Origin of the sequence: Winogradskyella forsetii, from assembly GCF_013394595.1 — a bacterium.
Classification (GTDB): domain Bacteria; phylum Bacteroidota; class Bacteroidia; order Flavobacteriales; family Flavobacteriaceae; genus Winogradskyella; species Winogradskyella forsetii.
The window spans coordinates 1,802,923-1,822,806 of record NZ_CP053348.1; the positions used below are offsets into that span (position 1 = coordinate 1,802,923).

Here is a 19,884-nt window from a genome sequence, read left to right on the forward strand (position 1 = left end):
ACGAAAATTAGGTTTAAAACATTGCTCGTCCTTTTCGTGTTCACTTTCGGTTCCACTACTTCTTCGGAGCTTTCCACTTTAACACTACAACCTGCCGAAACATGTTATATTCTTAAAGCTTCATGATTATTTCACAAACACTTGCTTTCACAAGTTGCTACATAACCTCAAAAAACAACCTCAATACATAAAGAACGAATCTCTAGTAACAATTTAACATTAATTTGAAATGAATTTCAATCCCGATAATTATCGGAACAAACACAAAGGTTTGTTGTTAATTGTTTTACTAAATTAAGAAATTATTTCGAGAAACGGCAGTGTTTTAACATTTTAGATATCAACAGATTATAAACCGTAGTTATTAACAATTGTTTATAACAAGAAGAGCCTTCTTAAACAGAAGGCTCTTTATTGTAATATATAAGTTGGAATTATCTTCTAACTTCCTTGATTCTTGCTTTTTTACCAGTAAGACCTCTAAAGTAGTAAATTCTAGCTCTACGTACTTTACCACGTTTGTTAACTTCTACTTTTTGCAACGCAGGTAAATTAACTGGGAAGATACGTTCTACACCAATTGTTCCTGACATTTTACGGATGGTAAACGTTTCAGAAGATCCAGTTCCTTTACGTTGTAATACGACACCTCTAAAAAACTGGGTACGTACTTTTTCACCTTCTCTAATTTCGTAGTAAACTGTGATGGTATCACCAGCTCCAAATTCTGGAAAGTCTTTACGGGTTACAAATTCGTCTTGTACAAATTTTACTAAAGAATTCATTTTCTTTTATTTATAATAGTTGATTCAAAGCAACATTCACGATTCTCGCCAGAGGTTGGTCCAAATTGGTTTGCAAAAGTAGTACTTTTTTGCATATTCACAATACTTTATGCTTTATTTTTGGTATAAAGTTTTAACTTGAAAAACCAGGTTTGTTCTTCTGTGATCCGTCTTCCGTCACCTTTGTCATTCGTCCAAAAGATCTGGTCGTCGTTGCTTAGTTCTTTTATAGGCTTCTTCCTCTCTCCATTTTTCAATTTTGGCAAAGTTACCACTGAATAGCACTTCCGGCACTTTCATACCGTCGTATTCCCTGGGTTTGGTATAAATTGGTGGTGCCAATAAACCATCTTGAAACGAATCGGTTAGGGCAGAGGTCTCATTTCCCAATACGCCAGGAATTAAACGAATTACCGCATCACATAAAACGGCTGCGCCCAATTCGCCTCCAGAAAGGACGTAATCGCCAATGGAAATTTCACGTGTGATGAATTTATCGCGCACACGTTGGTCCACACCTTTATAATGTCCGCAGAGAATAATAATGTTTTCCTTTAAAGAAGTCTGGTTGGCAATGCTTTGGTTGAGTTGCTCGCCATCTGGTGTCATATATATAATCTCGTCGTAATGACGCTCGTTTTGCAATTTGGTAATACACTTATCAATAGGTGCAATGCTCATCACCATGCCTGCGCCACCTCCGAACTGGGTATCATCAACCGATTTGTAACCTCCAGTTGCAAAATCCCTTAAATTATGTAAATGGACTTCTACCAAACCGGCTTCAATGGCACGTTTTAGAATTGAAGCTTCAAACGGACTTTTTAAAAGTTCTGGTAATACGGTGATGATGTCTATGCGCATGATGTTGTCAAAATTGAGTGCAAAGATAGGCTTTATTGGTATTAATTTGAATGCCGTTTCAGAAGCAATTAATCATTCCCATAAACTAGGTCTAGAAATTCCGACTTCTCTAATTTTCCGAAATAGTTTTGAATTGATACATTTTCTAGTTTCTTATTGATTTCATGTTTGTCATAAGGCACACCAATGAGTAGATCTTCTATTTCTGAAACGGGTTGCCTTCCAAAAAAATCACCAAAGATTTTAAGGTCTGAAATATGCCCTTTTTCCACAAAAATACGAAGGTCAATTTCTCCTATCGGAAAACGTTTATTGCGTTGAATATTGAATTTAGGTGAACGGCCAAAATTCCAGTCCCATAAATCATACTTTTCGGCTTTTAATTCATGGACGGCTTTCCATTCGGTTTCGGTTAACTTATAAGTTTCAAAGGGTTCGCTGGCTTCATATAGTCCAATGAGTAATTGTTTTTTAAAGTCGGACATTGAAATTGGCCTCTCTAAAAAATCACTGATATTTGCCACACGACTTCTCACGGATTTATGACCTTTAGATTGAATTTTACTCATTTTTACTTGAAGCGCTTTTACCACTTCCGTCATCTCCGTATCGAATAATAGTGTGCCATGACTAATCATCCGTTTTCCTGTGGAAAATTGTGCTGTTCCAGAGATTTTCTTCTCATCTACTAAAATATCATTTCGTCCTTTTAGTTCGGCAGCAACTCCCATAGCATTCAATACACGGATGACAGGTGCTGTAAACTTTTTAAAATTGCTGATGCTTTTTCCATCGTGATTGGTAATAAAACTAAAGTTCAGATTTCCTAAATCGTGATACACCGCGCCACCACCAGAAATACGTCGAACCACATGGATGTTATTGGCTTCTATATAGTCTTGGTTGATTTCTTCCAAAGTATTTTGGTTACGTCCAATAATAATGGATGGCTCGTTGATATAGAACAACAAGTAATCTGTGGACTTATCAAAATGTCTTAAGGCATATTCTTCTAAGGCTAAGTTTAATTTTGGATTAGTATGGCCTTCATTGTCAATAAAAATCATAAGGTATTTTTGGTTTAATTTCCAACAAAGATAAAGAAATTGGGTATGGTTAATGGGCTGAGCAAAGTGAGTGCAGCTTAAGACCTAGTCACTTGATGGGTCATTTAAAAAGGCTTGCATTTTTTTATTGACCATTTCAGCTTGATCGATAGATAGAAAGTGGCCTGCATTTGGGATCACTTCTCCTTTTCCTTTTGGAAGTTCGTTGGCGATTTTTACGGTTTTTTTTGTATTGATCATATCATCATCGCCAATTAAAACCAAAATAGGCATTTGTAAAGATTTTAGTTCGCTATCAGAGAAAGGCTTCATACTCGCCATAAATTTGTTTTCCAAATCTTTTTTGATCCCAATTCTATATTGCTTTAAGTACACCTCACTAATATTAGCAGCGTTGCTGGACATACTTTCTAAACTTTGCGATATTTGTTTTTCTTTTGAAGAAAATAGGGATACTATATTTTTAAGTAAATCTGTACTTGGTCTAATCCATGTGAAGGTTTGCGCAGGACTTAATAATACCAAGCTTTTTATCTTTTCTTGATGCTTTAAGGCCAAATTAACGGCTAGCCAACCACCTTTTGAAGCGCCAATGACATGAAAGCTATCCAATTCCAAAACGAACAAAACTTCCTTATACCAATCGATTACTTTTTCAACACTTTCAATATCGTTATACAAATAGGACTTTCCGGGTTCTAAAATAAAGTCAATGGCAAACACACGATGGTTTTCAGTCAATGCTTCGATATTTGGATACCACATGGTAGAACTTGCATTCATACCGTGAAGTAAGACCACAGGTTCTCCGTTTTTAGGACCGCTCACAATGACATGCGCAATACCATTAGTTGTGGTAATGTATAATTCTTCAAAATCAACATTCCACAATTTTAATGATTCGTCGTAAGCCTCATAATAAGCTTTATCAGCAGCAGAAGCTTTTTCTATATAGTCTGGAGTTTTTTTATAATTATTGTAATTGTCAGTACAACTCATAAATAAAATAGAAAACGAAAGCCATAAAAATAGTTTCATAAAGGGTTTTGTGAATTTTTTTAAATCTAGGGATTGCAAGAGCACTTATATATATATATATATTGTGATTTATTTAAAAGACTCATATTTGACCAAGATTACAAGTCCTTTAATAAAATATCAATGCTGCCTTGCTTCTTACTTAGCACATTATTTGTTAGGCATAGTTTTTTATCCAAGTTTGCATAATTTCAATTAATTCATTGAATGGAATAGCCCAAATATTCTCAGGATTCAAATCTTCAGATTCCATTTGTTCTTTAAAATCAAAATTAAATTCATTATATGCATCCCAAATCACTTTAGAACTATTGGTGTCACGTCTTGGAAAAATAGTTTTGTACCAATTCCTTATCACTTTTACAAGTTCATAAGGTTCATTGTTATGAGAAAATATGTCTTGTCCAGAGATATCAGACATGACTTCTTTAAATCTATAGGGTTCTTTTTCAAGAATCATATATTTTTTATTCTTCCTTAGGTAAGTCTTACATCCAACATCAATACCTAGTTCAAATGGCATATTGAATCTGGGAAGATCGCCTTTGGAAATAGGTTCTATTCTACTAATGTCATGAATCGAATACCTGCAATTCTCAATTAATTTTTTTATTTCGTGAACTCTTATGTCATCTGAATTCTGAGTTTGAGAAATTTTAGGTCTCAATTTTAAATATATGACAGTAAAAAGAAGTGATTTCAATAATGGGTAGTAGTCGTCGTCAAATGGACAATTAATAAAAATATTATCATTATACGCCACTTTGAACAATTTTACCTTCTTTGTTATGAACAACCACTTTTGAAGCTTGACCTTTTTCTACTAATGTTTTAGCGGCATCAATGGCCTCCTCAAGAGTGGTATAAGTATTTGAGGCTTTAATGTTTCCTTCTTTTTTAATTGCCCATGAAGCTGTTCCTCTAGTAGTAACATGTACTCTATGAGAATTGGTTTTGGCAGCTATTGCCATTTTTTTTATAATGGCAGATGTTCTAACTTTTGTCATCGTTTTTCAGTTTATTCTAATTAAAATATAAATTTATTAAATTCAATATTTCTTTCCTAGTTAAAGTACAATAATTATGACTGCCTACTTGGCTAAATACAATAGTAATCGCTATAATTATCGAGATAACGCTGGGTTTTTTAAATACTCTGTGTATTGGTTAATCCGAAACAGGAAACCCACGATCTTTCATCAAGGCTTCAATCTTAGCATCACGACCTCTAAATTTTCTATAAGCTTCCGCAGGATCCATGGCATTTCGTGGTGCGAACAAATATTTTACTAATTTTTCCGCAACTTCTTTATCGTAAAATCCACCTTCGGCTTCTCTAAAAGCTTCTGAAGCATCACTCGTTAAGACATCTGCCCACATATAACCATAGTAAGCCGTTGCATAGCCTTCACCAGAAAACACATGGCCAAAATGTGGCGTTCTATGGCGCATTGGCAATTCTTTTGGCATGCCTAATTCGTCTAAAGTTTCACGTTCAAACTTATCGATATCAATATCTTTTGGATCTGCTAAATGTAATTTCATATCAATTAATGCAGACGCTAAATATTCTGTAGTTCCAAAGCCTTGGTTGAATGTGGAGGCTTTCTTGATTTTTTCGACCAATGATTTTGGTATTGGTTCACCTGTTTTATAATGTACCAAATATTGGTTGATAACTTTATCCGTAGATAACCAACGTTCTAATAATTGTGATTGGAATTCGGTGTAATCTCGAACACCTCCATTTAAGGTTGGATATTTCACATCAGCAGAAAAGAAGTGAAGTGCGTGACCAAACTCATGAAAAAACGTGGTAGCATCATCCCAAGATATTAAAACAGCTTCGCCTGGAGCAGGTTTTACAAAATTGGAATTGTTTGATGCCAAGACATTTTTTTCGCCTTCAAAAGAATCTGAACTTCTATAAGTGGTTGCCCAGGCTCCAGACCGTTTTCCTTGACGTGCATACGGATCTAAATACCATAAGCCAATATGCTTTCCAGAATCTTTATCGGTTACTTCCCAAACTTTTACATCTTCGTGAAATACAGGAACTGAACCTTCCTCTACAGGTGTAAACTTGTAATTAAACAATTCACCTGCAACATAAAACATGGCCTCGGTTAATTTATCTAAATGCAAATATTGCTTTACCTCGTCGCTATCTAAATCATATTTCTTTTTGCGGACTTTTTCAGCATAATATCTATAATCCCATGGTTCTATGGTAATGTTATCGCCAAGTTCATTGGCTACGCTTTGCATATCTGAGACTTCTTCCTGTACTCTTTGTTTTGCAGCTGGCCAAACGGCCATCATTAAATCCATGGCATTTTCTGGTGTTTTTGCCATGCGGTCCTGTAATCGCCATTCAGCATAATTATCGTAACCCATGAGCCCAACCCGTTCTTTTCGCAATCTTAAGATTTCGGCAATGATTTCATTATTATCATAGTCATCTGCATTGTCTCCTCTCGAATAATAATTCTCCCAAACTTGCTTTCGTAACTCGCGATTGGTAGAATAGGTGAGGAACGGATCCATGGAAGAGCGTGTGTTAGTAATGGCATATTTACCTTCTTGCCCTTTGTCAGTGGCAATTTTTGCAGCCGATTTTATAAACCCATCAGATAAACCACCTAATTGATCTTCGTTTAAATAGGTAATGTAGTTTTCTTCGTCGTGCAAAACATTATTGGCAAAGTCTGTATAAAGTGTAGAAAGTTCTTTATTAATTTCGGCATAACGCTTTTTCTTTTCGGCATTGAGATTGGCACCGTTCATTTCAAAGCGCTTATAGGTTAAATCTACCACACGTTGCGCTTGCGGTTCTAAAGGCGTTTCTTGAGATGCTTCATAAACAGCTTTAATACGTTGGAATAGTTTTTCGTTCTGTGAAATTTGAGATCTAAAATCTGAAAGTTTAGGAGCTAATTCTGCTTGTACATCCCTGAATTCTGGTGAGGACACATTGCTTCCCATGACACCATAATAAGCAGATACACGGTCAAGTGCTTTACCAGCTTTTTCCATGGCAACAATGGTATTGTCAAAAGTCGGTGGTTCAGGGTTGTTGGCTATTTCTTCTATTTCGGCTAAATTTAGCTTCATGGCTTCTTCCATAGCAGGTTTTATGGCTTCTACAGAAATTTTATTAAATGCAGGAACACCTTCATAAGGGCCTTTCCATTCTTGGATTAGTAGGTTATCACTCATTGTTTTTTCGGTTGTTTCTTTGGTTTCTTCTTTACAGCTTGAGAATAGTACAATACTGCAAATTAATGCACATTTAATGGACTTGGAAATCATTGTTATTAGTTTTTATTTGGTGAAAACAAATAGGGATTTATTAAGCAAACAAGGTACTTAAAATAGGGTAGAAGAATCTTAAATTTTTTATAATTCTTGGAGGTTGGTAATTGCATATTGTCTTGATAAATGTTGACACAAATTATTACGAATGGATCCAGGCAAGAAATAATAAAAAAATTATACAGAGATTCGCAGAGTTTTCACTGAGATGCACGAAGAAATAGGGTAAAACAGATTTTATCGGATGGATTGCGCTTTCTGTTTTTTATATGACTTTCATCTTAAAACCTTTTAGGGATTGTGGGAGAAAAATATATAACTAAATGCGTAAGGATTAATTAAAGGATTACAGAATTACTCCGTGAATCGCTGTGTATCTCAGCATATCTCTGTGCACTAGCTTAATCAATCAACTCCACTTTCTTGATATAGACGTTTTTTAGAGGCCATTCGCCTTCATCGGTTTCTACCGCAGCGATTTTATCAACCACATCCATACCGGAAATAACTTCACCAAAAACGGTATAGTCACCATCGAGATGGTAAGCACCATCTGGTTTTTGAACAATAAAAAACTGATAAGGAGAGGCCAATTTATAGGCATTTTCAATTTCGCTACTAGGCATGGAAACTGCTCCTCTTTTATGCGTGTAACCGCGTTTGGTATCTGGTGGTAAAAGATAGCGTCCTATGTTTTGTCTTTTTTTGTATAAATTCATGCCATCACCACTTCCGCCTTGTATCACAAAGTTATTGACCACTCTGTAAAATTGTGTGTTATCAAAATAATTTCTTTTGGTTAGGTAAATAAAATTGGCTCTGTGGAATTTGGTTTTATCGTACAGTTGGATATCAATTGTACCGAAATCGGTGGTAATCCGTACTTTATCTTCTTTGTTTTCTTTTTCGTATTCTAAAAAGAATTCCATGGCGTTTTCATCGGTAAGTTTAGGGAATTTCGTTTTTGTCTTCTTTTTGGGTTTAATTTTAGTTTCAGTTATCGTTGAATCTTTTACGACTGTTGTATCTGTTTTTTTTGAAGTTTGTTTATCTTCACAATTCAGAAGCAACAATCCTATTCCGATAACCATTGTAAACACTAATTGAAATTTCATAAATGCTATTTAGTACGTTTTTAGAATCTGTAGTAAAAATAAAAAATCTAGAACTTTCTGGCGAAGACTCGCATGCAAAAATGTCTCCGCCTTATCGTTTGGAACTGGCAGAAAAAATGAAATCTAAGTCAGAAACGGCTAGAAAAGCGGCTGTTATGGCATTGTTTTACCCGAATACCAATGATGAAACTTATTTAGTTCTTATTCTGCGTAAAACCTATAGAGGTGTGCATTCTGCACAAATTGGATTTCCGGGTGGAAAATATGAAGATGAAGATCAAAACGATTTAATGCAAACCGCTATAAGGGAAACCGAGGAAGAAATAGGCGTGTCGCGTATGCACATTGACGTTTTAAAAAAAATGTCTCCTATTTATATACCACCAAGTAATTTTATGGTGCATCCTTATATTGGTATTTCGAAAGAATATTTAATTTTTACCAAACAAGATGAAGAGGTAGAAGCTGTTATAGAGGTTAAACTCAAGGATTTTTTAAGCGATAGCAATACGCTAACCGCAACAGTGCCAACCTCTTTTGATGTGGAAGTAGATGTGCCAGCTTTTAAATTTAATAACCATATTGTTTGGGGAGCAACAGCCATGATGCTAGGCGAAATAAAAGACTTGCTAAAACAGGTTTTATAACTTTATGGTTACATTTGTAATCGACTAAAATTTGAAAATTAACTATGGGATTATTCAAAAGAAATCCTTTTGGACATATACTTTGGGTCAAAAAATGGCTTATTAGAATCTTAGGTGTGTCTACACACAGACGTTTTAGAGGATTTAATGACTTACAGATTGAAGGTTCTGAGATTATTAAAAATCTTCCTGATACCAATGTGTTGTTCATTTCCAACCATCAGACCTATTTTGCTGATGTTATTGCGATGTTCCATGTGTTTAATGCGAGTTTGAGCGGTCGATTGGATAACATTAAAAACGTCGGTTATCTCTGGAACCCGAAATTGAATATGTATTATGTTGCGGCGAAGGAAACCATGAAATCTGGTTTGCTTCCAAAGATATTCGCTTATACTGGTTCTATTAGTATTGAACGTACTTGGCGTTCACAAGGAAAAGATGTGAACCGACAAGTGAAGATGAGTGATATTACCATGATAAAAACGGCGTTGGATGATGGTTGGGTTGTGACATTTCCGCAGGGAACAACCACACCTTTTAAACCGATTAGAAAAGGAACAGCTCATATTATCAAAACCTACAAACCCATTGTTGTACCTATTGTTATTGATGGTTTTAGACGTTCGTTTGATAAAAAAGGATTACGAATTAAAAAGAAGAATATTTTTCAATCTTTTGAGATCAAAGAACCTTTGGACATTGATTATGAAAATGAATCTATAGCCAGTATCGTTGAAAAGATTGAATATGCCATCGAGCAACATCCATCCTTCTTAAAAGTGATTCCTCAAGACGTACTTGAAGAGAATGAACGATTGAATAGGGAGTTGCGGGATATGTGATTTTTTTAGTATTCAGTCCACAGTCCACAGTCCACAGTCCACAATCTACAGTATTCAGTTGGCGATTTATATTAAAGTTGTAAAGTAACACGTGTAAAGTAGAAAATTTCGTTCAATTAAACCACGTTTCTTATTTGTGGATTATGTGCAATAATTTTTTTGGCATTTAAGAACTAATTCGATATAAAATTTAAACTTCAAGTTTCTTCAGTTCCTTATAATTTCTATTCAATCGCTTAATTAAAATTCCATAAATCAACTTATAAAACAACCAAATCAACACTAAGAATACGGCTGTAATTCCAACAGTAATTAATGCCATAACCACTAATTGTCTAGATGAAGCATCTTCTAATTGTTGCGAAATTTCGGGATGTTCATTAATGGAAAAATAAAGTGATACAGGAATACTGATTAATGCAATCAATAAATTATAGAGAACATAATACTTTATGACCTTTCTGGTTTTTAGTATACTTTCCATTAATTTTTTCGCATTATCGGTTACAGAAATGGCTCTATATGCTTTCCATAAAAGATAAACAAATAATATAATAACTGCATAACTCAGAATATTCAATCCAATATAAATCCAGCTATGACTCATTTCTTCTAATTGCGCTTTCATTTTAGCTGAAACCACAAAAGGTAGGAAATTCATCAATATCCAAAACCCTAATTCTGCAACGCTTATGTAAAACAAAGTCTTTACAATGGAGGATGATTTTTTATGTAACATTGGGTAGATATCAGCATCTGAATAGTTCTTATATTCAGCAGATTCTTTATTCCAATTTTTCTTTAATAATTCTAATTCATCCATAATCTTACGGATTTAGTATGGTTCTTAATTTCTTTTTCACACGGTTCATTTTAACGCGTGCATTGACTTCTGTTATACCTAAAGTCGTGCTTATTTCTCTATAATCCTTGTCTTCTAAGTACAAGAAAACTAAAGCTTTTTCAATATCATTCAATTGATGTACGGCTTGGTATAATAGTTTTAATTGTTGTTCCTCTGTATCGTCATATTCTTCAGCTTTTATTTTAAATTCTACAGCATCAAAGGCTTGTGTGTTAATACGTCTTTTCGATTTTCTATATAAAGTAATTGCAGTATTCAATCCTACTCGGTACATCCATGTACTAAATTTTGCGTCTCCTCTAAATTTTGGAAAAGCTTTCCACAGTTGTATGGTGATTTCTTGAAACAGATCGTTATGTGCATCTGCATTGTTGGTGTATAATCGACACACCTTATGTACAATGTTTTGATGCTTTTGCAACTGTTCTACAAAACTATGTTCTAGTTCTTTGTTCAATTGATGAAAAATAGTTGGTTATCTAATTAGTAGTATGGATTTAGGATTTGTTACAAATTTATTCAACTAATGTTTTAAAAGGGAATTTTAGCTTTGATAATTTGTATTTTTGCAAGAGAAATTTCAATTATATATATAATGAACATTCCTCAGTCCAACCTACCAAGAATCGTCATTATAGGAGGTGGCTTTGCTGGAGTAAATTTAGCGAAAACTCTAGCGAATAAAAATGCACAGGTCGTTCTCATAGACAAGCACAACTATCATACATTTCAACCTTTATTATACCAAGTTTCGAGTTCTGGGTTAGAGCCAGATTCCATAGCTTATCCTTTACGAAAAATTATAAAAAAGCATAAAACTTCTTTTTTCCGTTTGGCAGAAGTGGAGCAAATTGTGCCTGAAAATAATGAAATCATTACCTCAATTGGTCATCTGTCTTACGACTATTTAGTGATTGCCACTGGGACAAAAACCAACTATTTTGGCAACAAAGCGATCCAGTCTAACAGTATGCCCATGAAGTCTGTGCCACAGGCATTAAATATAAGAAGTCTTATTTTACAAAATTTTGAAAAGGCCGCTATCGCAGATGCAAAAGAAGAACGCGAGGCTTATTTAAATTTTGTTATTGTCGGTGCAGGGCCAACAGGCGTGGAGCTTGCAGGTGCCATAGCAGAACTGAAAAATAATATCTTACCAAGGGATTATCATGATTTAGATCCTGACGATATGCATATCTACTTACTGGAAGGAGCAGAGCGTGTATTGCCACCTATGAGCGAACATGCCTCAAAAAAAGCGGAAAAGTTTTTAACGAAATTAGGTGTAATAGTACGATGCAACACAGTCGTTAAACATTATGATGGTTCTACGGTAACAACCAATTCTGACTTAAAAATGGAATCGGAAACCTTAATATGGGCGGCAGGCGTGACTGGAGCTCCAGTACAGGGTTTAAAAGCCGAAGCTTTAATGGATAAAACGAATCGTTATAATGTCAACCAATTCAACCAAGTTGAAGACTATCCGAACATTTTTGCGGTTGGCGATATTGCATTAATGACTTTAGAGGATTACCCAAAAGGCCACCCACAAGTTGCACAACCAGCTATTCAACAAGGAAAATTATTGGGCAAGAATTTGTTACGACTTATTGACAATAAACCAATGAAACCCTTTGTGTATAAGGATAAAGGCTCAATGGCAACCATTGGCAGAAATAAAGCCGTTGTGGATTTAAAACATTACAAATTCGGAGGCTTTTTTGCTTGGTTTGTATGGATGTTTGTGCACCTAATGTCTTTGGTTGGTTTTAGAAATCGTGTGATTGTACTCTTCAACTGGACCTACAATTATATCAATTTTGATAAAGCAGCACGATTGATTATTCGGCCTTTTAAGAAGTAGTCCTTGCATTACTGTTGAGTAGGTTTTTGCCAAATTATTTATGAATGTGTCCTAAAGTATATTCCCTGATTTGTCTTTTTTAGCTGAATATATTTCGGAACGAACTCAAATATTCAATTCGTCATCAAAATATTACAATTCGGTAGATTAGAATTCATAAGGAAGATAAAATGATGGAAGTTTGTCTCATCAATTTATGCTGAATTTGTTTTAGTATCCTGCTGAAATAAATTCAGCATAAGAAAAACGAACTTTTAATCAATCAATCCATGAACAAGCTGATCACAATTCTAATTTTACTTTTTGTCAGTATAGGAAATGCACAAAACACCATTTCCGGAAAAGTAACAGACACAAAAAACCAATCCATTAATGGTGTTAATGTCTATTTAGAAGGCACTTATGATGGGGCAACCACTGACGACCAAGGCAACTTTACATTTACAACAGAAGAAAAAGGGACACAAACTTTAGTCATTTCGTTTCTGTCTTACGAAACGAAGTCCATTATCAAAGCGGTTTCTGAAATGAACAATCTCACTATTAAATTAAGGGAAAGTGTAGAGTCTTTAGATGCCGTGGTTATTAGTGCAGGAACTTTTGAAGCGAGCGATAATAGTAAAGTATCTGTTTTAAAACCTTTGGATGTTGTAACCACGGCCAGTGCGTTGGGCGATTTTGTTGGCGCATTACAGACCTTGCCAGGAACATCCAACGTTGCGGAAGATGGTCGATTGTTTGTGAGAGGTGGAAATGCTGACGAAACACAAATATTTATCGATGGCATTCGGGTTTTCACACCTTATAAGCCAACCACGAATAACATTCCGACGCGTGGACGTTATTCCCCATTTTTATTCGACGGTATTACGTTTTCCACAGGTGGTTATTCTTCGGAATTTGGACAAGCCTTATCGAGTGTGTTACTTTTAAATACCATTGACGAACCCGATCAAGAAAAAACCGATATTAGCATTATGACCGTTGGTGCTGCGCTTGGAAACACTCAGAAATGGGAAAAATCATCCTTGAGTTTTAATGCATCCTATATTAATCTTGCACCATATTTGGAGCTTTTTAAAGATAGAAATGACTGGCACAAACCCTATCAAGGTGCACAAGGCGAAACTGTTTTTAGACAAAAATTAAATAGTGGTATGTTGAAATTTTATGCCGCATTTGACACGTCGCAATTTGAATTAACCCAAGAAGATATCAACTTAAGTGAAGGCTTAGACTATAAGCTGAATAACAATAACTTTTACTTAAACACATCGTATAAAGGAAGTTTAGGGAATAGTTGGAGCATCCAAACGGGATTGAGTTACACCTTTGCAGATACAGACCTGGGAATTCAGTCGAGCGAAATTAGCAATATTGAAAATTCGGCACATATAAAATTGAAGTTAAGAAAACGCTTCAATAGTCGATTCAAACTAAGTTTTGGTGCAGAACAATTTATTACAGATTTTGAAGAAAACTTCAAGGAAGGACCAGTTGATGCCACTTATGGTTATGACAATAATATCACAGCCGCGTTTGCGGAAGCAGATTTGATATTCTCTAAAAAACTGGCTTTAAAAATGGGGTTGAGGGCTGATCATAGTTCAATTTTTAGTACAACGGATGTCGCACCAAGAGCAGCTATTGCTTATAAAAGCTCTAAAAATGGTCAATTTTCTTTGGCTTATGGGAACTTTTTTCAAAACCCGAATAGTGCCATTTTAAAGTTTAATCAAGATTTAAAGGCAGAACAGACCTCGCATTATATTTTGAATTATCAGTATGTAAATAACGGTAAGATTTTTAGGGCTGAAGCTTACAGAAAAGATTACGATAATTTGGTAAAGTTCGATTCTCAATTTGAAAGTTTTGACAGTAACTTTAATTCTTCAGGCGATGGTTATGCCCAAGGCATCGATTTATTTTGGAGAGATAATACAGGTATCAAAAACGTCGATTATTGGGTGAGTTATTCATATTTGGATACCGAACGTGATTATCGGAATTTTGAAACTGCGGCGCAACCAGGTTATGCCACCAATCATAACTTATCAATAGTTGGTAAATATTGGATAGACAGTTGGAAAAGTCAAGTAGGCCTTTCTTACGGTTTTTCTTCTGGTCGTCCATATACCAATCCAAACACTAATGATTTTTTAAGCGAACGCACAAAATCCTTTAATAATTTGAGCTTGAATTGGGCTTATTTACTCAGTCCACAAAAGATTTTATATTTCTCGGTAAATAATGTTTTAGGACTTAAAAACGTTAATGGGTATCAATACGCAAATACACCGGATTTTAACGGACAGTTTAATAGACGCGCCTTAACGCCTGCAGCAGACCAATTCTTTTTTGTAGGGTTCTTTTGGACGATTAGTGAAGATGGTACGGATAATCAGTTGGATAATTTATAGAACCGTTTTAGTAGCAACATGACATAAATCATATTTTTTCAGCTTAATGAAGTTTAACTTTATACTATAAAATTAAACGTCATGGAACTCAAGAAAAACCCAAAAGCCAATGTAGGTCGAAACAGCAGTTTGTATTTTGCTGTTGGCTTAAACGTAATGTTACTCCTTACATATTTAGGACTAGAACATAAGACTTACGAGACAGAAGCGACAAAGATTGATATCTTAATGTTAGACAATCAGATTGATGAAGATATTCCGATAACAACGATAGAATTTGTTCCTCCACCTCCGCCTAAGGCAACACAAGCGCGAAAAGATGTAGTTCCAGAAATAATAACAATTGTTGAGGATGTAGAAGATATTGAGGAAAGTATTATACAAAGCACAGAGGTAGGGCAAGATGATATTATTGATGATCGTGAAGTTGGTGTGGAAGATGTAGCAGTAACGGAAGTTGAAGAAGATATTGAAGTGCCTTTTGCTATAATTGAAAAAGTACCTCAATTTCCAGGTTGTACAGGCAACAATTCAGAGTTAAGAGCTTGTTTTGAACGAAAAATCCAAGAGCATTTACAGAAACACTTTAGATATCCAGATCCTGCTGTCGAGCTTGATATTCAAGGTAGGGTTTTTGTATTCTTCTTAATTGATAAAAATGGACTCGTTACTAAAATCAAAAGTAGGGGACCAGATCAATTGTTGGAAACTGAAGCAGAACGTATTATAAGTTTACTGCCTAAAATGATACCTGGTAGACAACGAGATAGAAATGTAAGCGTCCCTTATAGCATTCCTATAAACTTTAAATTACAAACACAATAACTATTTAATTTCTCTTATTAACAGAACAAAATCCCTGAAACGGGATTTTGTTTTTTATAAATAAGGATTTTTCAATATATACCAATTGCACAAGTCATTATCATACACAAAAGTACCTGAAGGTTGCATACCTAATTTTTTAAGAATGGTGTTAGAAGCTATATGATTGACATCAGCTGCTGCTCCAATTTCTTTTAACTCTAAATCTTTAAACCCATAATCTAAAGACGCAAAAGCCGCTTCTGTGGCATAACCTTTTCCCCAGAATTGTTCTTTTAGTCTATAGCCTAAATCGTAATAATTAAATTCTTTTCTCAACTGTTCTTCATATTTGAGTCCAGACCAACCAATAAATTCATTTGTAGATTTATCTATCATTGCCAAACGTCCTAAACCATTAGTTTTGTATTGTTCTAGGATATTGGCAATCATAGCTTCAGATTCCTCAATGGTTTTTACAGGTTTATTCCCTAGGAACGCATGGACTTTAGGATTAGAATCTAATTGGAAGAAATCTTGTGCATCAGCTTCAGTAACTGGTCTTAGGATAAGACGTTTGGTTTCTAGTTTAATAATCATTCTTTTGAAAATATTTGATTTCTATTTTTAATTTTTCTTCCCTAAGCTTAGAAAAGTCAATACCCTTAAGGTCTAAATATACTGATGTTCCGATTTTAAGTTCGAATTAATTTCCAACAAAAAATAATAAAAATTTAGTCATATAAATTTAAGTCTGTATCTTTTATCACAAAATCGTATGACAATCAATTATTAACGCATTACAAAGAACTATGGAGAAGCAACAGATTATAACATTTGGCGAAGTTTTACTTCGTATTTCGCCAAGAGGCAATAAAACATTTATGCAATCCAATAATGTGGAATTCTATTTTGGCGGTACGGAGTTAAACGTCAGCATTTCCATTGCCAATTTTGGCGGAAGCGTAAAACATATAAGTGCTGTTTCTGAAGATTTTATTGGTGATACTGCCATTTCATATATTCGAAAGTTTGGTGTGAGCACCTCGTCTATTGTACGTTCTAAGCGACCTTTGGGTGTTTACTTTCTGGAAGTCGGAGCTGTAATGCGACCAAGCAAAATTTCATATAACAGATCCCATTCGTCATTTTCCGATATCTTACCCGCTATGGTAGATTGGGAAAAGGCGCTGAGAAAAGGGAATTGGATGCATTGGACAGGTATAACACCTGCACTGACTCAAGGGACTTACGATACCTTAAAAGAGGGTTTAAAATTAGCCAAGGAAAAAGGATTGACGGTTTCTGCAGATCCTACCTATCGCAGTGGTTTATGGAAATATGGTCAAGATCCGAAAGAGGTATTGACTGAATTATTACACTATTCCAATATTTTTATTGGTGGCATCAATGAAATTAATGAAGTATTGGGTACCGATTACAGTTATTCTAACGACGATTTCCTGAAAGCAAGTCAACAACTCATAGAAACTTTTCCGACGATCGAAAAAGTATTTGATAAGATTAGAACCTCCTTAAATTCATCATGGCATAAAATTAGAGCACGAATGTGGAACGGCAAAGAATTTAGGGAAACAGAAGATTTAGAAATTACACACATCGTGGATCGTATTGGAACGGGAGATGCTTTTGCCGCAGGATTGATTCATGGTTTACAGCATTATGACGATTATAAAGCCATGCTTTTTGCAAGTGCTGCCTGTGCTTTAAAACATACTTACGAGGGCGACGTTAACCATAGTGATGTTAACGATGTGGTTAAAATTATTGAAGGGAATATTTCAGGGCGTTTTGAACGTTAGACATGTAGTTTTAGAAAAAAAGAATTAAATTTTATTAAAGTCAATTCTGTCATTCCGAATGAGGCACGAAGAGGAATCTCACTGTTTTAAGATTTCTCATCACGCTCCCAATAGTTATCCGAATCACTCTATTGAAATCACAAAATAATTGTAAAAGCTTATAGAAACTAAAGTAAATGAAATGACATTATTGGGTTTTAATTTTTGAATTGAGAACAAAGAAACAATCAATTATTCTCCAGCGATTTCAGGCGTATCATAATACTTCCTTTTCAACCAAAACGAAACCCGAACCAATAAAATCAAGGCTGGCACTTCAACCAAAGGCCCAATAACGCCTGCAAATGCTTGGCCTGAATTCAGTCCGAACACAGCAATAGCAACAGCAATAGCCAACTCAAAGTTGTTTCCAGCAGCTGTAAATGCAACTGCTGTAGTTTTGTCGTATTCCGCTCCTGTGGCTTTGGTAAAGAAAAAACCAATGATAAACATTAACGTGAAATAAACCAATAATGGTACCGCAATGATTAACACATCCATTGGGATTTCAACAATCAATTCACCTTTTAAAGAGAACATAATCACGATGGTGAATAATAACGCTATCAATGTTAACGGAGAAATAGTGGGTATGAATTTTTCGGTGTACCACACTTCGCCTTTAAGTTTTACTAAAATGAGTCGGCTTAAAATACCCAATGCAAAAGGAATACCTAAATATATGGCCACACTTTCTGCGATGGTTGTAATTGAAATATCTACGATGGCACCCTCAAATCCAAAATAGGGTGGCAGTACTGTGATGAAAATCCAGGCGTAAAAGCTATAGGCGAATACTTGAAAAATACTGTTTAATGCGACTAAGCCAGCGCCATATTCGCTGCTACCATCGGCTAAATCGTTCCAAACCAAAACCATGGCAATACAACGTGCCAGACCAATTAAAATCAATCCGACCATATATTCCGGATAGTCACGCAAAAAAATAATGGCTAAAACGAACATCAACACAGGACCAATAATCCAATTGAGGATTAATGATATGGAAAGGATTTTTGTATTTCTGAACACTTTAGGTAACAAAGCGAAATTAACTTTGGCCAAAGGTGGATACATCATCACGATCAACCCAATAGCAATGGGAATATTGGTACTTCCACTGCTATAGGAATTCACGATTTCTGGAAATGATGGAAAGAAATAACCAATACCTACACCAATGGCCATGGCGGCAAATATCCAAAGCGTTAAGTAACTATCGAGGAAACTGAGTTTTTTAGTGGCCATTTTTTAGGAATTGATTTGAGAGAAAACGTAAAATAATTCAGTCGCAATTTGTAGACTTCTTTCCCTGTATTTTTCAGATTGTTGTGGTGTGTTATCGAAAGCTTTTGGATCTTCAAAAGTTATTGGAATTCGTTTTTCAGCTCCCAAAACAAGAGGACAAGCTTCGTTAGCAGAGTCACAGGTCATAATAGCGGCAAACCCAGATTTCGGATTGAAATCATCGTCCAATTTTTTTGAAAATCCGATAACAGGATGCTCGTTTTCGGCATATTTAATACTGTAAACCGGATTTTTACCTTCTGAAAGTGTTTTAATTTCAAAGCCAGAATGCTGTAATGTTTCTGCAGCCATCGGAAAAAGTGCCGTGGCTTCTGTTCCTCCAGAATAACAGAACACATTCTTTATATGAAAGTAATGCGCCAAGGTTTGCGCCCAGACTTGTGACAAATGACTGCGTCGCGAGTTGTGAGTGCATATAAAATTGAGTCGGATTTCCGCATCAATTGCCACTTTGGACTGGATAAATTCGGTTAAAGGTTTTAGAACTTCTTTTCGGTCTTCTGATATAGTTTCAGGATTTAGTGCCTTAATAATAAATTCTATTTCTGAAAATAAGGTTGATTGTGTTGATGTCATTTTATGAATGTTATAAGTTTAGCAGCAATTTCCTCTAGGTGAGCAACAAGGTTCATCGTTAAGTTCCGCTAATTTTACTTTTGGTTTTTCAACGGGAACACCACATTGGTCTTTTGCCAAACAATCGGTTTGTTTATTGGTCAATAAGAAGTGTTTGCCATCAAAGTCCAATCCGAACTTTCCAATGGTTTCACCTTGATATTCTACTTCGATTTCAGAATCTTCAATACCTAAAACTTTTTCAGATAACTCAATAATATCGACTAACTTTTCTGGATGTAATCGGTGGTCATAGTCGTTGGCATTCCATAGTTGAAAGTTCACCACTTCTTCGTTTCTTACGGTGCCTCCGCAGTCGATAAAGTGTTTAGTGATTTTTCCAACTTCTGTCACGTGAAAGTGACTGGGTACTAATTCGCCATTTGGCAATTGAAAGGAAATCGTTTCCAATGTGTTCAGTTTGTTTTTAACTTCTGATAATTTCATAATATGTTTTATTTGTTTAT

The 19,884-nt window shown here is 35.2% G+C and carries 20 protein-coding genes; 6 read left to right on the top strand and 14 right to left on the bottom strand.

Annotation, left to right across the window (positions count from 1 at the left end):
- Positions 1 to 434: 434 nt before the first annotated feature.
- From rplS to HM987_RS07870, 8 genes are all read right to left on the bottom strand, one after another.
- A complete protein-coding gene (rplS, locus tag HM987_RS07835; RefSeq protein ID WP_178988342.1) occupies positions 435 to 785 on the bottom strand; it encodes a 50S ribosomal protein L19 in 351 nt (116 codons plus the stop codon).
- Positions 786 to 971: 186 nt separating this feature from the next.
- The gene (gene trmD / locus HM987_RS07840) at positions 972 to 1,649 is read right to left on the bottom strand and encodes a tRNA (guanosine(37)-N1)-methyltransferase TrmD (protein ID WP_179006757.1); all 678 of its coding nucleotides are present in this window, start codon (positions 1,647 to 1,649) and stop codon (positions 972 to 974) included.
- A 68-nt stretch (positions 1,650 to 1,717) separates the two neighbouring features.
- Positions 1,718 to 2,716, bottom strand: coding sequence for a lipoate--protein ligase (locus HM987_RS07845; protein WP_179006759.1), 999 nt, complete (start codon positions 2,714 to 2,716; stop codon positions 1,718 to 1,720).
- Positions 2,717 to 2,800: 84 nt separating this feature from the next.
- Complete coding sequence (locus tag HM987_RS07850) at positions 2,801 to 3,754, bottom strand: alpha/beta fold hydrolase (RefSeq protein WP_179006761.1); 954 nt, start codon at positions 3,752 to 3,754, stop codon at positions 2,801 to 2,803.
- Positions 3,755 to 3,911: 157 nt separating this feature from the next.
- The gene (locus tag HM987_RS07855; RefSeq protein WP_179006763.1) at positions 3,912 to 4,421 is read right to left on the bottom strand and encodes a hypothetical protein; all 510 of its coding nucleotides are present in this window, start codon (positions 4,419 to 4,421) and stop codon (positions 3,912 to 3,914) included.
- Positions 4,422 to 4,506: 85 nt separating this feature from the next.
- Positions 4,507 to 4,761 carry a DUF2188 domain-containing protein gene (locus HM987_RS07860; protein WP_179006765.1) on the bottom strand — a complete coding sequence of 85 codons (255 nt, stop codon included), beginning with the start codon at positions 4,759 to 4,761 and terminating at the stop codon, positions 4,507 to 4,509.
- Between the two features lie 160 nt (positions 4,762 to 4,921).
- A complete protein-coding gene (locus HM987_RS07865) occupies positions 4,922 to 7,066 on the bottom strand; it encodes a M3 family metallopeptidase (protein ID WP_179006767.1) in 2,145 nt (714 codons plus the stop codon).
- A 404-nt stretch (positions 7,067 to 7,470) separates the two neighbouring features.
- A complete protein-coding gene (locus tag HM987_RS07870) occupies positions 7,471 to 8,184 on the bottom strand; it encodes a peptidylprolyl isomerase (protein ID WP_179006768.1) in 714 nt (237 codons plus the stop codon).
- A 2-nt stretch (positions 8,185 to 8,186) separates the two neighbouring features.
- Between HM987_RS07870 and HM987_RS07875 the strand changes: the two genes are divergently transcribed.
- Together HM987_RS07875 and HM987_RS07880 are read left to right on the top strand one after the other, a co-directional pair.
- Positions 8,187 to 8,831: an NUDIX hydrolase gene (locus HM987_RS07875; RefSeq protein WP_179006769.1), complete on the top strand. Its 645-nt coding sequence runs from the start codon at positions 8,187 to 8,189 to the stop codon at positions 8,829 to 8,831.
- 44 nt (positions 8,832 to 8,875) lie between these two features.
- Positions 8,876 to 9,676: a lysophospholipid acyltransferase family protein gene (locus tag HM987_RS07880; RefSeq protein ID WP_179006770.1), complete on the top strand. Its 801-nt coding sequence runs from the start codon at positions 8,876 to 8,878 to the stop codon at positions 9,674 to 9,676.
- A gap of 190 nt (positions 9,677 to 9,866) precedes the next feature.
- Here the strand turns inward: HM987_RS07880 and HM987_RS07885 are convergent, their stop codons facing one another.
- Positions 9,867 to 10,499 (bottom strand): hypothetical protein, encoded by a 633-nt coding sequence (locus tag HM987_RS07885; RefSeq protein WP_179006771.1) that lies wholly within the window; start codon positions 10,497 to 10,499, stop codon positions 9,867 to 9,869.
- Positions 10,500 to 10,503: 4 nt separating this feature from the next.
- Complete coding sequence (locus HM987_RS07890) at positions 10,504 to 10,998, bottom strand: RNA polymerase sigma factor (protein WP_179006772.1); 495 nt, start codon at positions 10,996 to 10,998, stop codon at positions 10,504 to 10,506.
- A gap of 138 nt (positions 10,999 to 11,136) precedes the next feature.
- Here HM987_RS07890 and HM987_RS07895 point away from each other — a divergent pair, with 138 nt between their 5' ends.
- From HM987_RS07895 to HM987_RS07905, 3 genes are all read left to right on the top strand, one after another.
- Positions 11,137 to 12,408, top strand: coding sequence for an NAD(P)/FAD-dependent oxidoreductase (locus HM987_RS07895; RefSeq protein WP_179006773.1), 1,272 nt, complete (start codon positions 11,137 to 11,139; stop codon positions 12,406 to 12,408).
- Positions 12,409 to 12,677: 269 nt separating this feature from the next.
- Complete coding sequence (locus HM987_RS07900) at positions 12,678 to 14,828, top strand: TonB-dependent receptor (RefSeq protein ID WP_179006774.1); 2,151 nt, start codon at positions 12,678 to 12,680, stop codon at positions 14,826 to 14,828.
- An 81-nt stretch (positions 14,829 to 14,909) separates the two neighbouring features.
- Positions 14,910 to 15,653, top strand: a complete 744-nt coding sequence (locus HM987_RS07905; protein WP_179006775.1) for an energy transducer TonB — start codon at positions 14,910 to 14,912, stop codon at positions 15,651 to 15,653.
- 54 nt (positions 15,654 to 15,707) lie between these two features.
- On the opposite strand, the gene HM987_RS07910 is transcribed toward HM987_RS07905, so the two are convergent.
- A complete protein-coding gene (locus HM987_RS07910; RefSeq protein WP_179006776.1) occupies positions 15,708 to 16,232 on the bottom strand; it encodes a GNAT family N-acetyltransferase in 525 nt (174 codons plus the stop codon).
- 212 nt (positions 16,233 to 16,444) lie between these two features.
- On the opposite strand from HM987_RS07910, the gene HM987_RS07915 reads away from it, so the two are divergent.
- Positions 16,445 to 17,455 (top strand): sugar kinase, encoded by a 1,011-nt coding sequence (locus HM987_RS07915; protein ID WP_179006777.1) that lies wholly within the window; start codon positions 16,445 to 16,447, stop codon positions 17,453 to 17,455.
- 231 nt (positions 17,456 to 17,686) lie between these two features.
- Here the strand turns inward: HM987_RS07915 and arsB are convergent, their stop codons facing one another.
- Genes arsB through HM987_RS07930 form a run of 3 tightly spaced genes read right to left on the bottom strand, consistent with a single transcriptional unit; the run spans position 17,687 to position 19,864 of the window.
- Positions 17,687 to 18,742 (bottom strand): ACR3 family arsenite efflux transporter, encoded by a 1,056-nt coding sequence (arsB, locus tag HM987_RS07920; RefSeq protein WP_179006778.1) that lies wholly within the window; start codon positions 18,740 to 18,742, stop codon positions 17,687 to 17,689.
- Positions 18,743 to 18,745: 3 nt separating this feature from the next.
- On the bottom strand, positions 18,746 to 19,378 hold the full coding sequence (locus HM987_RS07925; protein WP_179006781.1) for an arsenate-mycothiol transferase ArsC: 633 nt from the start codon (positions 19,376 to 19,378) through the stop codon (positions 18,746 to 18,748).
- 18 nt (positions 19,379 to 19,396) lie between these two features.
- Positions 19,397 to 19,864, bottom strand: a complete 468-nt coding sequence (locus HM987_RS07930; RefSeq protein ID WP_179006783.1) for a DUF6428 family protein — start codon at positions 19,862 to 19,864, stop codon at positions 19,397 to 19,399.
- Positions 19,865 to 19,884: the final 20 nt, after the last annotated feature.

What these genes read in the sequence shown, in the direction of transcription:
- rplS (WP_178988342.1), bottom strand. Translation starts at nt 785, where the DNA reads ATGAATTCTTTAGTAAAATTTGTACAAGACGAATTTGTAACCCGTAAA.
- trmD (WP_179006757.1), bottom strand. Translation starts at nt 1,649, where the DNA reads ATGCGCATAGACATCATCACCGTATTACCAGAACTTTTAAAAAGTCCG.
- HM987_RS07845 (WP_179006759.1), bottom strand. Translation starts at nt 2,716, where the DNA reads ATGATTTTTATTGACAATGAAGGCCATACTAATCCAAAATTAAACTTA.
- HM987_RS07850 (WP_179006761.1), bottom strand. Translation starts at nt 3,754, where the DNA reads ATGAAACTATTTTTATGGCTTTCGTTTTCTATTTTATTTATGAGTTGT.
- HM987_RS07860 (WP_179006765.1), bottom strand. Translation starts at nt 4,761, where the DNA reads ATGACAAAAGTTAGAACATCTGCCATTATAAAAAAAATGGCAATAGCT.
- HM987_RS07865 (WP_179006767.1), bottom strand. Translation starts at nt 7,066, where the DNA reads ATGATTTCCAAGTCCATTAAATGTGCATTAATTTGCAGTATTGTACTA.
- HM987_RS07870 (WP_179006768.1), bottom strand. Translation starts at nt 8,184, where the DNA reads ATGAAATTTCAATTAGTGTTTACAATGGTTATCGGAATAGGATTGTTG.
- HM987_RS07875 (WP_179006769.1), top strand. Translation starts at nt 8,187, where the DNA reads ATGCTATTTAGTACGTTTTTAGAATCTGTAGTAAAAATAAAAAATCTA.
- HM987_RS07880 (WP_179006770.1), top strand. Translation starts at nt 8,876, where the DNA reads ATGGGATTATTCAAAAGAAATCCTTTTGGACATATACTTTGGGTCAAA.
- HM987_RS07885 (WP_179006771.1), bottom strand. Translation starts at nt 10,499, where the DNA reads ATGGATGAATTAGAATTATTAAAGAAAAATTGGAATAAAGAATCTGCT.
- HM987_RS07895 (WP_179006773.1), top strand. Translation starts at nt 11,137, where the DNA reads ATGAACATTCCTCAGTCCAACCTACCAAGAATCGTCATTATAGGAGGT.
- HM987_RS07900 (WP_179006774.1), top strand. Translation starts at nt 12,678, where the DNA reads ATGAACAAGCTGATCACAATTCTAATTTTACTTTTTGTCAGTATAGGA.
- HM987_RS07905 (WP_179006775.1), top strand. Translation starts at nt 14,910, where the DNA reads ATGGAACTCAAGAAAAACCCAAAAGCCAATGTAGGTCGAAACAGCAGT.
- HM987_RS07910 (WP_179006776.1), bottom strand. Translation starts at nt 16,232, where the DNA reads ATGATTATTAAACTAGAAACCAAACGTCTTATCCTAAGACCAGTTACT.
- HM987_RS07915 (WP_179006777.1), top strand. Translation starts at nt 16,445, where the DNA reads ATGGAGAAGCAACAGATTATAACATTTGGCGAAGTTTTACTTCGTATT.
- arsB (WP_179006778.1), bottom strand. Translation starts at nt 18,742, where the DNA reads ATGGCCACTAAAAAACTCAGTTTCCTCGATAGTTACTTAACGCTTTGG.
- HM987_RS07925 (WP_179006781.1), bottom strand. Translation starts at nt 19,378, where the DNA reads ATGACATCAACACAATCAACCTTATTTTCAGAAATAGAATTTATTATT.
- HM987_RS07930 (WP_179006783.1), bottom strand. Translation starts at nt 19,864, where the DNA reads ATGAAATTATCAGAAGTTAAAAACAAACTGAACACATTGGAAACGATT.